This window comes from Pseudomonas sp. B21-053 (assembly GCF_026016365.1).
GTDB lineage: Bacteria > Pseudomonadota > Gammaproteobacteria > Pseudomonadales > Pseudomonadaceae > Aquipseudomonas > Aquipseudomonas nunensis.
Window position 1 is genome coordinate 3,055,045 of record NZ_CP087205.1, and the last position, 16,680, is coordinate 3,071,724.

The 16,680-nt window shown below is 61.0% G+C and carries 10 protein-coding genes and 2 riboswitches; of the genes, 5 read left to right on the forward strand and 5 right to left on the reverse strand.

Annotated elements, in window-relative coordinates:
- Positions 1-509: 509 nt before the first annotated feature.
- A complete protein-coding gene (metH, locus tag LOY68_RS14015) occupies positions 510-4,220 on the reverse strand; it encodes a methionine synthase (RefSeq protein WP_265045292.1) in 3,711 nt (1,236 codons plus the stop codon).
- A gap of 155 nt (positions 4,221-4,375) precedes the next feature.
- On the opposite strand from metH, the gene LOY68_RS14020 reads away from it, so the two are divergent.
- From LOY68_RS14020 to nfuA, 3 genes are all read left to right on the forward strand, one after another.
- A complete protein-coding gene (locus LOY68_RS14020; RefSeq protein WP_265045294.1) occupies positions 4,376-6,658 on the forward strand; it encodes a fatty acid cis/trans isomerase in 2,283 nt (760 codons plus the stop codon).
- 188 nt (positions 6,659-6,846) lie between these two features.
- A complete protein-coding gene (locus tag LOY68_RS14025) occupies positions 6,847-7,881 on the forward strand; it encodes an acyltransferase family protein (RefSeq protein WP_265045296.1) in 1,035 nt (344 codons plus the stop codon).
- Between the two features lie 57 nt (positions 7,882-7,938).
- On the forward strand, positions 7,939-8,523 hold the full coding sequence (gene nfuA, locus LOY68_RS14030) for a Fe-S biogenesis protein NfuA (protein ID WP_054050953.1): 585 nt from the start codon (positions 7,939-7,941) through the stop codon (positions 8,521-8,523).
- A 142-nt stretch (positions 8,524-8,665) separates the two neighbouring features.
- On the opposite strand, the gene cobM is transcribed toward nfuA, so the two are convergent.
- The 4 genes from cobM to LOY68_RS14050 form a co-directional block, all read right to left on the reverse strand.
- On the reverse strand, positions 8,666-9,412 hold the full coding sequence (gene cobM, locus LOY68_RS14035) for a precorrin-4 C(11)-methyltransferase (RefSeq protein ID WP_265045299.1): 747 nt from the start codon (positions 9,410-9,412) through the stop codon (positions 8,666-8,668).
- An 82-nt stretch (positions 9,413-9,494) separates the two neighbouring features.
- Positions 9,495-9,908, reverse strand: coding sequence for a cobalamin biosynthesis protein (locus LOY68_RS14040; RefSeq protein ID WP_163909836.1), 414 nt, complete (start codon positions 9,906-9,908; stop codon positions 9,495-9,497).
- On the reverse strand, positions 9,905-10,612 hold the full coding sequence (locus tag LOY68_RS14045; protein WP_265045300.1) for a CbtA family protein: 708 nt from the start codon (positions 10,610-10,612) through the stop codon (positions 9,905-9,907). Before LOY68_RS14045 ends, LOY68_RS14040 begins: the two co-directional genes overlap by 4 nt.
- Before the next feature lie 11 nt (positions 10,613-10,623).
- Positions 10,624-10,827, reverse strand: a complete 204-nt coding sequence (locus tag LOY68_RS14050) for a CbtB-domain containing protein (protein ID WP_265045302.1) — start codon at positions 10,825-10,827, stop codon at positions 10,624-10,626.
- 117 nt (positions 10,828-10,944) lie between these two features.
- A riboswitch (cobalamin riboswitch) is annotated at positions 10,945-11,174 on the reverse strand.
- Positions 11,175-11,372: 198 nt separating this feature from the next.
- Positions 11,373-11,585, forward strand: a riboswitch (cobalamin riboswitch).
- A gap of 95 nt (positions 11,586-11,680) precedes the next feature.
- Between LOY68_RS14050 and cobW the strand changes: the two genes are divergently transcribed.
- Both cobW and cobN read left to right on the forward strand, forming a co-directional pair.
- Complete coding sequence (gene cobW, locus LOY68_RS14055) at positions 11,681-12,742, forward strand: cobalamin biosynthesis protein CobW (RefSeq protein ID WP_320110096.1); 1,062 nt, start codon at positions 11,681-11,683, stop codon at positions 12,740-12,742.
- Positions 12,743-12,745: 3 nt separating this feature from the next.
- Complete coding sequence (gene cobN / locus LOY68_RS14060; RefSeq protein ID WP_265045304.1) at positions 12,746-16,600, forward strand: cobaltochelatase subunit CobN; 3,855 nt, start codon at positions 12,746-12,748, stop codon at positions 16,598-16,600.
- Positions 16,601-16,680 lie beyond the last annotated feature (80 nt).

The following is a 16,680-nucleotide window of genomic DNA, read 5'->3' on the forward strand; positions in this document are numbered from 1 at the left end:
ATCACATTCAACATCATCGTTGACTGCCACACCGCCTTCGCGGGCAAGCCTCGCTCCTACAATGGATCAGGGCAGAGCCGGGCATTTGTGAACGACCACAAAACAACGGTGGGAGCGGGCTTGCTCGCGAAGAGGCCGTCACATTCAACATATTCGCTGACTGTTAAACCGCCTTCGCGAGCAGGCTCGCTCCCACAATGGATCAGGGTTGAACCGGGTATTTGTGAACGACCACAAAACAACGGTGGGAGCGGGCTTGCTCGCGAAGAGGCCATTACATTCAACATATTTGCTGACTGTCACACCGCCTTCGCGAGCAGGCTCGCTCCCACAATGGATCAGGGTTGAACCGGGAATTCGTGAATGACCTGAAACCACTGTGGGAGCGAGCTTGCTCGCGATGGCGGCCTGTCAGTCGCATTGATTTTGACTGTCATGGCCTCATCGCGAGCAAGCTCGCTCCCACAGGGACTCTCTGTTGGCCACAGAGCGGTGGCCAGTCCGAGGGCTTAGTTGTCGTAACCCAGGTTCGGCGCCAGCCAGCGTTCGGTGACGCTCAGTTCCTGGCCTTTACGCGAGGTGTAGCTCTGCACCTGGTCTTTGTCGATCTTGCCCACGGCGAAGTATTGCGCCTGCGGATGCGCGAAGTACCAGCCGCTGACCGCTGCTGCCGGGAACATCGCGTAGTGTTCGGTGAGGAACACGCCGCTGCGGCCGGCCTGCATTTCGCTCGCCTGCGGGTCGAGCAGGGCGAACAGCGTGCCTTTCTCGGTGTGGTCCGGGCAGGCCGGGTAGCCGGGGGCAGGGCGGATGCCGGTGTATTGCTCTTTGATCAACGCCTCGTTATCCAGCGTCTCATCCTTGGCATAACCCCAGTGCTCTTTACGCACCTGCTGGTGCAGCCACTCGGCGCAAGCCTCGGCCAGACGGTCGGCCAGGGCCTTGACCATGATCGAGTTGTAATCGTCGCCTGCGTCCTGATACGCCTTGGCCACTTCTTCGGCGCCGATCCCGGCGGTGGTGATGAAGCCACCCACGTAGTCGGTGATTTCGCTGTCCTTCGGCGCGACGAAGTCGGCGAGGGAGAAGTTCGGCTTGCCGTCGGTCTTGATAATCTGCTGGCGCAAGTGATGCAGCTTGGCAATCGGCTTGCCATCATCGCCGTAGACTTCGATGTCGTCCTCACGCACCTGATTGGCCGGCCAGAAACCGAACACCGCACGCGCGCTGATGAGTTTCTCGTCGATCAGCTTGGCGAGCATTTCCTTGGCATCGGCGTACAGCGCGGTAGCCGCTTCACCGACCACCTCGTCTTCGAGGATGCGCGGGAACTTGCCGGCCAGGTCCCAGGAGATAAAGAACGGCGTCCAGTCGATGTATTCGGCCAGCACCTTCAGATCGATGTTATCCAGCACGCGAGAACCGGTGAACGTTGGCTTCACTGGCTCATAAGTGCTCCAGTCAAACTGCGGCTTCTTGGCGATGGACGCCGGGTAGCTCAGGCGTTCGGTGCGGGCGCTGCGGTTGGCGGTGCGCTCGCGGACTTCGATGTATTCCAGGCGGGTCTTCTCGATGAACGCCGGCTTCAATTCCTTGGACAGCAACTGCGTCGCCACGCCCACGGCGCGGGAGGCGTCGGTGACGTAGATCACCGCGTCGTTGCTGTACTTCGGCTCGATCTTCACCGCCGTGTGCGCTTTCGAGGTGGTCGCACCACCGATCATCAGCGGCAGATGGAAGTCCTGGCGCTGCATCTCGCGCGCGACGTGGACCATTTCATCCAGCGAAGGCGTGATCAAACCGGACAAGCCGATGATGTCGCACTTCTGTTCCTTGGCCACTTGCAGGATCTTCTCCGCCGGCACCATCACGCCGAGGTCGACGATGTCGTAGCCGTTACAGCCGAGCACCACGCCCACGATGTTCTTGCCGATGTCGTGCACGTCACCTTTCACGGTGGCCATCAGGATCTTGCCCTTGGCTTCCGGCTTGTCGCCTTTTTCCAGTTCGATGAACGGGATCAAGTGGGCCACGGCCTGCTTCATCACGCGGGCGGATTTCACCACTTGCGGCAGGAACATTTTGCCGGCGCCGAACAGGTCGCCAACGATGTTCATGCCGGACATCAGCGGGCCTTCGATGACCTCGATCGGCCGGGCGAACGACTGACGGGATTCTTCCGTGTCTTCAACAATGTGCGTGGTGATGCCCTTGACCAGTGCATGCTCCAGACGCTTGTTGACCGGCCAGCCGCGCCACTCTTCGGTCTCGGCTTCCTTGACGCTGCCGTCGCCCTTGTACTTGTCGGCGATGGCGAGGAGGGCGTCGGTGCCTTCCGGGGTGCGGTTGAGCACCACGTCTTCCACGGCGTCACGCAGTTCGGCCGGGATCTGGTCGTAGATCTCCAGCTGACCGGCGTTGACGATGCCCATGGTCAGGCCGTTGCGGATCGCATACAGCAGGAACACCGAGTGAATCGCCTCGCGCACCGGGTTGTTGCCACGGAACGAGAACGACACGTTGGACACGCCGCCGGAGGTCAGCGCATACGGCAGTTCGTCGCGGATGTAGGCACAGGCGTTGATGAAGTCCACAGCGTAGTTGTTGTGTTCCTCGATACCGGTGGCCACGGCGAAGATGTTCGGGTCGAAGATGATGTCTTCCGGTGGGAAGCCGACTTCGTTGACCAGAATGTCGTAGGAGCGTTTGCAGATTTCTTTCTTGCGCGCTTCGGTGTCGGCCTGGCCGGCTTCGTCGAACGCCATCACCACGACGGCGGCACCGTAGCGCTTGCACAGTTTGGCGTGGTGAATGAACTGCTCGACGCCTTCTTTCATGCTGATCGAGTTGACGATGCCCTTGCCCTGGATGCACTTCAGGCCGGCTTCGATCACTTCCCACTTCGAGGAGTCGATCATGATTGGCACGCGGGAGATGTCCGGTTCACCGGCAATCAGATTGAGGAAGGTCACCATGGCCTTCTTCGAATCGAGCATCCCCTCGTCCATGTTGATGTCGATGATCTGGGCGCCGGCTTCAACCTGTTGCAGGGCGACTTCCAGGGCTTCGGTGTAGTTGTCCTCGCGAATCAGGCGGGCGAACTTGGCCGAACCGGTGATGTTGGTGCGCTCGCCGACGTTGACGAACAACGAACTGCGATCAATGGTGAACGGTTCCAAGCCGGACAGGCGGCACGCCTTCGGGATTTCCGGGATTTCACGCGGCGCGTAACCGGCCACGGCTTTGGCGATGGCTTCGATGTGCCCCGGCGTGGTGCCGCAGCAACCGCCGACGATGTTGAGGAAACCGCTCTGGGCGAATTCTTCGATGACCTTGGCGGTTTCTGCCGGCAGTTCGTCGTACTCGCCGAATTCGTTCGGCAGGCCGGCGTTCGGGTGCGCGGAAACGTGGGTGCTGGCCTTGTTCGACAGCTCTTCCAGATACGGACGCAACTCACTGGCGCCGAGGGCGCAGTTCAGGCCGACCGAAATTGGCTTGGCGTGGGCTACCGAGTTCCAGAACGCTTCGGTAGTCTGGCCCGACAGGGTGCGGCCGGAGGCGTCGGTGATGGTGCCGGAGATCATGATCGGCAACTCGACGCCCAATTCCTCGAACACCCCTTGCACGGCGAAGATCGCGGCTTTGGCGTTCAAGGTGTCGAAAATGGTTTCGATCAGGATCAGGTCGGCGCCGCCTTCGATCAGGCCTTTGGTGGCCTCGGTGTAGTTTTCCACCAGTTCATCGAAGGTCACGTTGCGGTAGCCGGGGTTGTTCACGTCCGGCGACAGCGAGCAGGTGCGGCTGGTCGGGCCGAGCACGCCAGCGACGAAGCGCGGCTTGTCCGGGTTCTCGAGGGTTTTCGCATCGGCAACCTTGCGCGCCAGGCGAGCGCCTTCTACGTTCAGTTCGTAGGCCAGTTCTTCCATGCCGTAGTCGGCCATGGAAATCCGGGTGGCGTTGAAGGTGTTGGTTTCCAGAATGTCGGCGCCGGCGTCCAGGTAGGCTTTCTCGATGCCACCAATCACGTCCGGACGGGTCAGGATCAGCAGGTCGTTGTTGCCCTTGACGTCGCTCGGCCAGTCGGCGAAGCGTTTGCCACGGTAATCCTGCTCTTCGAGCTTGTAGCTCTGGATCATCGTGCCCATGCCGCCGTCGAGAATCAGGATGCGCTCTTTGAGGGCGTGCTTGAGAGCTTGAAGGCGAACACTGCGATCGGACATTTGGACTACTCGGAAAGACCATGACGAAGGGCCGGGATAATAGCAAACCTGTGCGCTTTTAGAGCATGCCAAGGTTTTGCATGAATATCGCTCATGTTGGTGGCGATGGCAGACCGGTAGAATCGCGGCGATTTTTCATGATCGGGACCAGGGACATGTCGTATCGCGTCATCAGCATTGTTTTGCTGTTTCTAAGCTGGGGCGCCGCTGCGCAGGAACCGGCCATTTCCTACACCCGCGACATTCAACCGATCTTCACCGAAAAGTGCGTGGCCTGCCATGCCTGCTACGACTCCGCCTGTCAGCTCAACCTGGGCAGTGGCGAAGGCGCGGCCCGGGGCGCGACCAAGACGCCGGTCTACGATGGTGAGCGCAGTGTGGCCGCCGCGCCGACCCGGCTGTTTTATGACGCCTTCGGCAAACTCGCCTGGCAGCACAAGGACTTCTATTCGGTGCTCGACGCCCAGGGCAGCCAAGCGGCGCTGATGGCGCGGATGCTCGAACTCGGCCACAAAACCCCGCTGACGCCCAACGCCAAGCTGCAGCAAGACATCGTGCTGGGCCTGAACCGGGAAAACATGTGCGCGATGCCGGCAGAGTTCGATGGTTATGCCGGCGCCCACCCGAAAGAAGGCATGCCGCTCGCGGTGACTGGCCTGACCGATCAGCAATACCAGACGTTGCAACGCTGGCTCGCGTCCGGTGCGCCGATTGATGAACAAGGCCTGGTGCCTTCCGCGAAGGAAGCCTTGCAGGTGGTGCAGTGGGAAAACCTGCTCAACGCCAACGGTTCGCGCGGCAGCCTTGTGGGCCGCTGGTTGTTCGAACACTGGTTCCTCGCGCATATCTACTTCAAGGACGGCGAACCGGGGCATTTCTTCCAGTGGGTGCGTTCGCGCACGCCGACCGGCCAGCCGATCGACCTGATCAACACGCGCCGGCCGAACGACGATCCGGGCACCCAGGTTTACTACCGTTTGTGGCCGGTGCAGGGCGTGATCGTGCAGAAAACCCACATTACCTATCCGCTCAGCGCGGCGAAACTGGCGCGGGTCAAAAGCCTGTTTTTCAGTGGCAACTGGCAGGTCAACGCCTTGCCGGGCTACGGCCCGGAGCGTCGGGCCAATCCGTTCACCACGTTTGAAGCGATCCCGGCCCAGGCGCGCTATCAGTTCATGCTCGATAACGCCGAATACTTCGTGCGCACCTTTATTCGCGGCCCGGTGTGTCGCGGGCAGATCGCCACCGACGTGATTCGCGACAACTTTTGGGCGCTGTTCCAGGCCCCGGAACATGACCTGTACATCACCGACCCGAACTATCGCGGCCAGGCCACGCCGTTGCTGGCAATGCCGGGGCAGAACGACGATGTCGGCAGCGTGCTGAGCCTGTGGCACAACTACCGCGACAAACGTAATGAATACGAAGCCCTGCGCCGGGACAGTTATGCCGATGCGCCGGCGCCGAGCTGGTCGACGTTGTGGGCCGGGAATGACAACGCGCTGCTTTCGATTTTCCGCCATTTCGACAGCGCTTCGGTGAACAAAGGCCTGATCGGTGATGTGCCGCAAACCATCTGGCTGTTCGATTACCCGTTACTGGAGCGCACCTATTACCAGTTGGCGGTCAACTTCGACGTGTTCGGCAACGTCTCCCATCAGGCCCAGACGCGCCTGTATTTCGACCTGATCCGCAACGGCGCCGAGCAAAACTTCCTGCGCCTGATGCCCGCCGATTCTCGCGATGACTATCTCGACGATTGGTACCAGAGCAGCGGCAAGTTCAAGATGTGGCTGGATTACGAAGCCATCGACAACGACAAGCCAACCGCGCTGAAACTCGACGAAAAAGACCCGAAACGGGATTTCGCCATGCAGTTGCTGGCCCGTTATGGCGACCTGAACGCCAAGCCTGACCCGATCAACCGCTGCGACGGTGCCTATTGCTCGCGGCCGAACATTGATCCGGCGTTGCAGAATGCCGAACAGGCCTTGAGTCGCCTGACCTCAAGGCCGGCTGCCGGGTTGAAAGTCATCGACCAGTTGCCCGAAGCGACCATGCTGCGCATCGAAACTGCCAGCGGCAAACGCGAGATCTACAGCCTGCTGCGCAACCGCGCCCACAGCAACGTGGCGTTCCTGCTCGGTGAGTCCCTGCGCTATCAGCCGGGGCTCGACACGTTGACCATTTACCCGGGCGTACTCAGTAGCTATCCGAACTTCATGTTCAACATTCCGGCCGAGCAAGTGCCTGATTTCGTGGATGCGATGGAGAACGCCAAGGACGCCCATCGCTTCGAGAAAATCGTCGAGCGCTGGGGGATTCGGCGCAGCCATCCGCAGTTCTGGTTCTACTTCCATGACCTGAGTACCTACGTCCACGAAACCGACCCGGTGGAAGAGGGCGTGCTGGACATGAATCGGTACGAGAATCTTTGATCGACTTTTGAATCGCAGCTGCTGTCCCAATCCAGAGACACCACAGATTCCAATTGTGGGAGCGAGCCTGCTCGCGAAGGCGGTGTGTCAATCGACATAAATATTGCCTGACACACTGCATTCGCGAGCAGGCTCGCTCCCACAGGGATCTGTGGTGATTGGTGGATTTGTGTTTGGGAGGGCCATCAATGTTGATTTCAGTACAAGCCCTGCGCGCCATCGCAGCCTGGGCGGTGGTCTGCCACCATTTCATGCAGATTTTTTTCGACTTCCAGGCCCGTGGGCCTGTGGGGCAGGCGTTCATCGACAAGGGCGCGGTGGGCGTCGACATCTTCTTCGTCATCAGCGGCCTGGTGATTTTCCTCTCCACCGAAGGCAAATCCCTGCCGCCCGCGCGATTCCTGTTGTATCGGCTGTTTCGGATCGTTCCGGCGTACTGGCTGTACACCGCGCTGATGGCATTGGTGGTGGTGTTTGCCCGGCCGGTATTGCCGGATCAAACCGTCGACTGGTCGCATTTCCTGCTGTCGCTGTTGTTTATTCCTACGGAGAACCCCGGCGGTTACGGGATTTATCCGACCCTCAACGTCGGCTGGACCCTCAACTACGAAATGCTCTTTTACCTGCTGTTCGGCTGGGCGCTGCTGTTCCGTTTGCACTTCAGGCTGGTGATCGTCGCGGCGTTGCTGTTCGCGGTCTGCCAGGCCTGGACCGGTTATGGTTGGGTCAGCGAGTTCTACCGTTCGGACATCGTTTATGAGTTTTTGCTGGGGATCGCCATCGGCATGCTGTACCGGCGCGGCTGGATTAAACCGGGGCTGTGGCTGCCGCTGCTGGGGGTTGGCGGCGCGTTGCTGGCAATTTATCACTGGGCGCCGGCGCCGCGTTTCCTGACCTGGGGCTTGCCGAGCGCGGTGCTGGTAATCGCGTGCATCGCGCTGGAGCGTTTTTTCGAGAACAATCGGGTGTTCGAGCTGCTGGGCAATTGTTCCTACTCGGTGTACCTGATGCATGTGCTGGTGCTGTCCGCCGGGGGATTTGTCGCACAGCGCTATGGCGTGAATCCCTACGTGATGTTCGTCGTTTGCGCGGCGACTATCGGTCTGGCGTCCTGGGCCAGTTACGAATGGGTGGAAAAACGCAGCTATCGGTGGCTTAAAGCCCGGATTGACGGCGAAACGGTTGCTCAACCCGCGCTGGCGCTTTCCCGACAAAAATACTAGGACTTTGTACGGCGCGATGATTGGCGTAAACTGCGCCCAAGCCTGCGAGGAGTTTCCATGACCGCTATTACCATCACTGACGCCGCCCACGATTATCTGGCTGATCTGCTCTCCAAGCAGAACACCCCAGGCATCGGCATCCGCGTCTTTATCACCCAGCCTGGCACCCAGTACGCCGAAACCTGCATTGCCTACTGCAAGCCGGGCGAAGAAAAACCTGAAGACACCGCGTTGGGGCTCAAAAGCTTCACCGCGTACATCGATTCGTTCAGCGAAGCTTTCCTGGACGACGCGGTAGTCGACTACGCCACCGACCGCATGGGCGGCCAGCTGACCATCAAGGCGCCAAACGCCAAAGTCCCGATGGTCAACGCCGACAGCCCGGTCAACGAGCGCATCAACTACTACCTGCAAACCGAGATCAACCCGGGGCTCGCGAGCCACGGCGGTCAGGTCAGCCTGATCGATGTGGTCGAGGACGGCATTGCCGTGCTGAAGTTCGGCGGCGGTTGCCAGGGCTGCGGCCAGGCAGACGTGACCTTGCGTGAAGGCATCGAGCGCACCTTGCTCGAGCGCGTTCCCGAGCTCAAGGGCGTTCGCGACGTGACCGACCACACGCAGAAAGAAAACGCCTACTACTAAGGTGTTCGTCTGCTGAAAGTAAAAAACGGCACCCGTGAGTGCCGTTTTTTTATGGGTGAAGCAAAAGATCGCAGCCTTCGTCAGCTCCTACAGGAGAACGCATTCCCATGTAGGAGCTGCCGAAGGCTGCGATCTTTTGATCTTAGGGCCTGTAAAGATGCGCATGCCCCGCGCGGTAAAGCGACGACTCGCTAAAGTGATCGCTCCCCAACACCCGGCCCACCAGAATCAATGCCGTGCGCCGAAACCCCTTGGCCTCAACCTTCCCGGCGATATCCGCCAACGTCCCGACCACCCAATCCTGATCCGGCCACGTCGCCCGGTGAATCACCGCAATCGGACAGTCCGCGCCGTAATGCGGCAGCAATTCGGCCAGAATCTTCTCCAGATGATTGACCCCCAGATGAATCGCCATGGTCGCCCCATGCTGCGCCAAACTGCCCAGCTCTTCACCGGCCGGCATCGCGGTTTTGTCGGCATAACGAGTCAGAATCACACTTTGCGAGATATCCGGTAACGTCAACTCAGCCCCGAGCAACGCTGCACAAGCCGCCGTCGCCGTGACGCCAGGCACGATTTCAAAGGGAATTCCCAACTCACGCAGGTAACGAATCTGCTCGCCAATCGCGCCATACAGACTCGGATCGCCAGAATGCACCCGCGCCACATCCTGCCCGTTGGCGTGGGCGGCCTTGATCAGTTCGATGATCTGTTCCAGGTGCAGCTCGGCGCTGTTGACCAGAGTTTGCGCCTGGTGGCCTTCGAGCACCGCAACCGGCACCAGGGAGCCGGCGTAGATGATCACAGGGCAGCTGCGAATCAGCCGCTGGCCCTTGACGGTGATCAGTTCCGGGTCGCCGGGACCTGCGCCAATGAAGTAGACGGTCATCGTCAGTTCCTATGGAAAAAAGGGGCTGGGCAAGGCTTCAGATGAAGATTGCTCATGATCGAGGCGGGGATTATCGGGGATTTTACGCAGCACTGGCCAATGCGAGGGTGGCCTGGGCGTATTTTTGTCGGGAAATCAGCAGCTTCGCCGGTGCCTGGGCCAGGTGTTCAGCCAGGGCCAGGGCGGCGCTTTCCGCTACGCCGTAGCAACCGGTGCGTTCAAACGCGATCTGCGATTGATGGCTCAGTTGCGGCTGATAACCGGCCAATTGCTCACTGCTGAAATACATCACCTGCAGCCCCAACTGCGCGGCCAACTCGATCAGGCCCGGTTCATCACGCTTCAGGTCAATGCTGGCCAAAGCCTTGATCTGGCGAAGTTCGATGTGATGCGCCTGCAGTGCCTGATCGAGCAACGCCCGCAATGTGCTGGCGGGGCAGCCGCGCTGGCAGCCCAGGCCGACCACTAAAGTCGGCGCTGTGCCTGGATCAATCATGCGTTGTATTGACCATCGCTTTTGCGGCGGAACAACCAGGCGCTGATCAGGCCCAAGGCCAGCCAGAACACTACGTTGGTCAACTGCGAAGCGATTTTGAACTGGGATTCCAGGGCTTCCGGAGCCAGCATCGAGTGGACTTCCGGTTGCGGTGCACCGATGACGTGCGGAACCGCCAGAATCGCCACGCCGAGGATCTTCATCAGCCAGTGACGGCTGAACACGATCAGCGCGATGCCGACAGCGGTGGACGCAGCAGTACCGATCCACCAGATCTGCCGTTGTGCCAGATCGGCGGCAGCAGTGCCCGGCAGTTCTGGCGGCAGACCGAGAGTCGGCGCCAGTACGAAGGTCGCGTAACCGGCCAGACCCCAGAGCAGGCCCTGAGCGGTTTTGGTCGGGGCGCGCAGGGTGTAGAGACCGGCGAGCATCAGTGCGAAACCGACCGCGACCACCAGATTACCGCCGGTGGTGGACAGCACGCGCTGCCAGCCGTCTTCCGGCTCCCAGGCTTCGGCGTCGTGGGTGTGCGCAGCCATGGCGCCATCGGCGTGCTCGTGAGCAACTATTGCGGCAGGCTCGGATTTCTCATAGGTTTCCGCCTGGAGAATCAGCGGGGCGACCCAGAAACTTTGCAGCAGGGTCAGCAGCAGGGCGGCCAACAGCCCGGTGAAGCCTGCGGTTTGCGCGATACGCTTGATCATGTCGGCAGGTCTCAATGGCACGGGAACGCGGAGCTGTGACGGGTATCGTGTGCGGCGTTGTGCACCGCTTCGATGTGCGAGAAACCGGCGAAATACACCAGGCACGCGCCAAGGATCGACGCACATACGGCGGCGGTCAGGCGTTGGCTCAGGGTGGATGTGGTGCTGGCGGTGGCGTTCTTGGTACTGCTGTCGGTGCTGCTGATGATCGACATGGCGCTTCCCTCTGGTCTGTCAGCGGGTGAATTGAGCGCATGCAAACCCCTGCGAGCGTGTGCGCAGAGGTTCAAACAGCGCCCGCCCACCGCGGGTTTGTTATTCAGTGATCGTACTGGTCACTTTGTGTTGCGGGCCGGTCTCCGGGCTCACGAGGGGTCAAGGCTTGCGCCGAAACCTGCAAGAATCACCTTCCCATGCCGAACTGCCGGCACAGTGGATCTGATTCTTCGCTCGCTTACCGTTGCGGGGGCAGCACCGGACTGACATGGCTTTAGAGTAAAGCACATGATTCACCGGTTTCCCGTTTCACCCTGTGAAGGGCACCCGTAACAAGGCGTACAGGAGAGCATGGGCGGGGCGGGGGAGTCAATTGGCATGGGTTCTCAATACGGCGCGAAGGTTGACGGAGCCCCTGTAGGAGCTGCCGAAGGCTGCGATCTTTTGATCTTGTTTTTAAAGCAACGTCAAAAGATCGCAGCCTTCGGCAGCTCCTACAGGGGAGCGCGTACCGCGCAATGATTGACCCGCCCCCACACCATGCGTAGCCTTGCGCTTTCGAGGTTCTTCGGCGTTTGCCGAAGCTAAGAAGGGAACGCGGTCGATGCCGCGGCTGCCCCCGCAACTGTGAACGGTGATGTTCGCTGCCACGCCACTGCAAACCCCTCCAAAGGGTTCGCGGGAAGGCGCAGCCAACGCCAGTCCAACGACCGGCACACCGTCAGCCAGGAGACCTGCCTCGAAACGAATTCTCACTACAACCGGGCGGGGTGATCCGGTGGCGAAATCTTCCGCGCCTTTATCGCTGCGGTCGTCGTCCCGTATGCCCGCCACCTTGCCAAAGGGCATCCGATGAAAACACTGGCCAAACTCCCCGTCACCATCGTTACCGGCTTCCTCGGCTCGGGCAAAACCACCTTGCTGCGGCACATGCTCGACAACGCCCAGGGTCGCCGCATCGCGGTGATCGTCAACGAATTCGGCGAGCTGGGCATTGACGGCGACATCCTCAAGCAGTGCTCCATCGGCTGCACCGAAGAAGAAGCCAACGGCCGCGTCTACGAACTGGCCAACGGCTGCCTGTGCTGCACGGTCCAGGAAGAATTCTTCCCGGTGATGCGCGAACTGGTGGCGCGTCGTGGCGACCTCGACCACATCCTGATCGAAACCTCGGGCCTGGCCCTGCCAAAACCACTGGTGCAAGCCTTCCAGTGGCCGGAAATCCGCAGCGCCTGCACGGTTGACGCGGTGATCACCGTGGTCGACAGCCCGGCCGTAGCCGCTGGCACCTTCGCCGCGTTCCCGGACCAGGTCGACGCCCAGCGTAAACTCGACCCGAACCTGGACCACGAATCGCCGCTGCACGAATTGTTCGCCGACCAACTGGCCAGCGCCGACCTCGTCATCCTCAACAAGGCCGATCTGATCAGCCCGGAAGACCTGGCCCGCGTGCGCCTGGAAGTCGCCGAAGAACTGCCACCAGCGGTAAAAGTCATCGAAGCCAGCAGCGGTCGTGTGCCACTCGACGTGCTGATCGGCCTCGGCGCCGGTTCCGAAGAACACATCGACAGCCGTCACAGCCATCACGATCACCACCACGAAGGTGAAGACGATCACGATCATGACGCTTTCGATTCGATCTCCATCGAGCTGCCACAAGCCGACGAAAGCCTGCTGATGGACGCGCTGACCCAACTGGTGGTCAAGCACGGCATCCTGCGGGTCAAGGGTTTCGCAGCGATCCCGAACAAACCGATGCGCCTGCTGATCCAGGGCGTGGGCACGCGTTTCGACAAGCATTTCGACCGTCAGTGGGGCGCCGATGAAGCGCGCACCACGCGTCTGGTGCTGATCGGCCAGGAGCTGGACGCTGCTCAACTCGAAGCGCAACTGCGCGCTGCGCTCAGCGTTTAAGCCATGCACCTGCTCAGGACCCAGCCCGGCGGTTTCGTGTCGGATGACAACATTGCCGACCTTGGACAAACCCCCGCCGAACTGGTGATCCTGTGCAGCGGCGATTCCAGCCTGGCGCTGCTCGCCGAAGCCGCGCAGCAATTGCCCGACGACTACCCGAGCGTACGCCTGGCCAACCCGATGCAGGTGCAGAACCATGCGTCGGTGGACTTGTATGTCGATGAAGTGCTGCGCCACGCCAAGGTGATTCTGATCTCGCTGCATGGCGGCATCGCCTATTGGCGTTACGGCGTCGAGCGGCTGGTCGAACTGTCCGAACGCGGCGTGCAACTGATCCTGGTGCCCGGCGATGACCGCCCAGACCCGGAACTCAGCGACCTGAGCACCGTCGGCGCGGAAGACCGCGACCGGCTCTGGCAGTTTTTGCGTCAGGGCGGCATGGGCAATGCGCTGGATTTTTTCCGTTGCCTGGCCAATCGCTGGCTGGATCGCGATTACGCCTGGGCCGAGCCACAAACCCTGCCGCGCACCGCGATCTACCATCCGCAAAAAAGCCCCGCTGAACTGAGTGATTGGCAAGCCGATTGGCAGGCCGATCAACCGGTGGCGGCGGTGCTGTTTTACCGCTCGCATTTGCAGGCTGCGAACACCGCTTTCATTGATGTTTTCTGCCAGCGTTTGCAAGCAGCCGGGCTGAACCCGTTGCCGATTGCGCTGGCCAGTTTGAAAGAGCCCGGCTGCCTGACGGTGGTTGAGGACTTGCTGGATGTCGTCGAAGCGTCGGTGATTCTCAACACCACCGGTTTCGCCCAATCCAGCCCCGAAGCGCCGCACTTGCGACCGTTTCGCCGCAATATCCCGGTGATTCAGGCGATTTGCGCCCAGGACAATGAACCCGGCTGGCGCGCCAGCGAACAGGGCCTTGGCCCACGGGATCTGGCGATGCACATTGCGTTGCCGGAGCTCGACGGGCGGATCATCAGCCGGCCGATCAGCTTCAAGGATCTGGCCTGGCGCAGTGAGCGCAGTCAGTCCGACGTGGTCTGCTATCGGCCGCAACCGGAACGCATGGATTTCGTCGCCGAACTGGCGCGGCGCTGGATCGATCTGGCGCGGGTGCCCAATGGCGAAAAACGCATCGCGCTGATCCTCGCCAACTACCCGACCCGCGATGGTCGCATCGGTAACGGTGTCGGCCTCGATACGCCGGCGGCGGCGCTGAATATCCTGCGGGCGCTGTATAAAGAAGGCTATCCGCTGCCGGCCGAGTTGCCGGAGAGCGGCACCGCGTTGATCCAGCAACTGCTCGGCGGCGTCAGCAATGACCTCGACAGCCTCGACCAGCGCCCGTGCATGCAAAGCCTGGCGTTGGACGACTATTTGCTGATGTTCGATGCGCTACCGGAAGCCAATCGCCAAGCGGTGCTGGAACGTTGGGGCCCGCCGCAAAACGATCCGATGTTCCGGGGCGCACGGATGATGATTGCGGGGCTGCGCTTCGGCCTGACCTTCGTCGGCATTCAACCGGCCCGGGGTTATCAGGTCGATCCAAGCGCGGTGTATCACGATCCCGATCTGGTGCCGCCTCACGGCTATCTGGCGTTCTACTTCTGGCTGCGCAACACCTACGGCGCCCACGGCGTGATCCACGTCGGTAAGCACGGCAATCTGGAATGGCTGCCGGGCAAGGGCGTCGGGCTGTCGGAAAACTGCTGGCCGGACGCGTTGCTCGGGCCGCTGCCGAACATCTATCCGTTTATCGTCAACGATCCGGGCGAGGGCGCCCAGGCCAAGCGCCGCACCCAAGCGGTGATCATCGACCACCTGATGCCGCCGCTGACCCGCGCCGAAACCTACGGCCCGCTGCGCAACCTTGAGCTGTTGGCGGACGAATATTACGAAGCACTACTGCTTGATCCACGCCGCGCCCGGGAGTTGCAGCGCGACATCCTGCAACTGGTGCGCGACACCCACATCGACCGCGAACTGCAACTGGACGAGAAGCTCGACAGCGATGCGGATGCGGCGATCTGGCTGCCGCGCCTGGACACGTATCTGTGTGATTTGAAGGAATCGCAGATTCGCGATGGCCTGCATATCTTTGGCGAGTCGCCGACCGGGCGCTTGCGCATTGATACGTTGCTGGCGTTGTTGCGGATTCCTCGGGGTGATGGGCGGGGCGCGCAGTCGAGTTTGCTGCGGGCGTTGGCCAAGGCGTTTGCGCTGGGGTTTGATCCGTTGGATTGTGAGTTGGCTGAACCTTGGGTTGGGCCGCGTCCCGATGAGCTGCAATCGATCAGCGATGAAGCTTGGCGCACGGCCGGGGATACCCGCGAGCGGCTTGAGTTGTTTGCCGCACAGCTGATCTCGCGGGCCTTAGGCAACCCCGATCCCTGTGGGAGCGAGCCTGCTCGCGAATCGATCGATCACTCAACATCGACGGTGACTGATCCACCGCCTTCGCGAGCAGGCTCGCTCCCACAGGAGGCGAGTTGGGGCGAAGTGCATGCCATCCTCGACAACCTGCGCGAAGTCGTCGCTCCACGCCTTGACGCCTGCGGCCCCGCAGAAATGCGTGGCCTGCTCGACGCCCTCAGCGGTCGTTTCGTCCCCGCCGGTCCGAGCGGTGCACCCAGTCGTGGTCGCCTCGATGTGCTGCCCACCGGGCGCAATTTCTATTCGGTGGACGTGCGCAACCTGCCGACAACCACCGCATGGCGCATCGGTTTCCAGTCGGCCAACCTGATTCTTGAGCGGCACTTGCAGGACCATGGCGACCACTTGCGCCAGCTCGGCCTGTCCGTATGGGGCACAGCGACCATGCGCACCGGCGGCGACGACATCGCCCAGGCCATGGCATTGATGGGCGTACGCCCGGTGTGGGCCACCGGCAGTCAGCGCGTTGATGATTTTGAAATCCTGCCGATCAGTTTGCTCGACCGTCCGCGAGTGGACGTGACCTTGCGCGTCTCCGGATTCTTCCGCGATGCGTTTGCCAATCTGATTCGGTTGTTTGACGCAGCGGTACAAGCGGTCGCCGAACTGGATGAACCGGATGATCTCAATCCACTGGCCGCCAAGGTTCGCGCCGAGCGTGAAGTCTTGCTGGCCTCTGGTCTGGATGAAGAATCGGCGCGACGTCAGGCCGGTTGGCGGATTTTCGGGGCCAAGCCCGGTGCCTATGGCGCGGGTGTGCAGGGCGCCATCGACGGTCGCCTGTGGCAAAGCCGCGATGATCTGGCCGAGGTGTATCTGAACTGGGGCGGTTACGCCTATGGCGGTTCCGATGAAGGAACGGCCGCGAAAGAACAATTCGCCCAGCGCCTGAGCCAGGTGCAAGCGGTGCTGCAGAACCAGGACAACCGCGAGCATGACTTGCTCGATTCCAACGATTACTACCAATTCCAGGGCGGTATGCTCGCGGCGGTGGAAAGCCTCAGCGGCGAAGCAGCGGCCAGTTATCACGGCGACCATAGCCAGCCCGACTTGCCGAAAATCCGCACGTTGAAGGAAGAGCTGAACCGGGTGATCCGTTCCCGGGCGGCGAATCCGAAGTGGATCGACGGGGTGAAACGGCACGGCTATAAAGGTGCGTTTGAACTGGCGGCGACGGTTGATAATTTGTTTGCGTTTGATGCGACCACGCAGTTGATCGACGATCACCAGTACGCGTTGCTGGCGGACGCGTATTTGCTGGATCCGGCGACTCGGGAGTTTGTCCGCGAGCACAATCCTCATGCCTTGCGTGATATGACTGAGCGGATGCTTGAGGCGCAGCAGCGGGGGATGTGGAAGGAGCCGGGTGAGTATCGCGAGGCGTTGGAAAACCTGTTGCTGGATATAGAAGAAGACAGCTAACACACTGAACCCCTGTGGGAGCGAGCCTGCTCGCGAAGAGGGCAGCACAATCAACATCATCGTTGACTGACAGTCCGCTT

Bases quoted from the DNA above. Each gene is read 5' to 3' on its own strand.
- metH (WP_265045292.1), bottom strand. From the start codon at position 4,220: ATGTCCGATCGCAGTGTTCGCCTTCAAGCTCTCAAGCACGCCCTCAAA.
- LOY68_RS14020 (WP_265045294.1), top strand. From the start codon at position 4,376: ATGTCGTATCGCGTCATCAGCATTGTTTTGCTGTTTCTAAGCTGGGGC.
- LOY68_RS14025 (WP_265045296.1), top strand. From the start codon at position 6,847: ATGTTGATTTCAGTACAAGCCCTGCGCGCCATCGCAGCCTGGGCGGTG.
- nfuA (WP_054050953.1), top strand. From the start codon at position 7,939: ATGACCGCTATTACCATCACTGACGCCGCCCACGATTATCTGGCTGAT.
- cobM (WP_265045299.1), bottom strand. From the start codon at position 9,412: ATGACCGTCTACTTCATTGGCGCAGGTCCCGGCGACCCGGAACTGATC.
- LOY68_RS14040 (WP_163909836.1), bottom strand. From the start codon at position 9,908: ATGATTGATCCAGGCACAGCGCCGACTTTAGTGGTCGGCCTGGGCTGC.
- LOY68_RS14045 (WP_265045300.1), bottom strand. From the start codon at position 10,612: ATGATCAAGCGTATCGCGCAAACCGCAGGCTTCACCGGGCTGTTGGCC.
- LOY68_RS14050 (WP_265045302.1), bottom strand. From the start codon at position 10,827: ATGTCGATCATCAGCAGCACCGACAGCAGTACCAAGAACGCCACCGCC.
- cobW (WP_320110096.1), top strand. From the start codon at position 11,681: ATGAAAACACTGGCCAAACTCCCCGTCACCATCGTTACCGGCTTCCTC.
- cobN (WP_265045304.1), top strand. From the start codon at position 12,746: ATGCACCTGCTCAGGACCCAGCCCGGCGGTTTCGTGTCGGATGACAAC.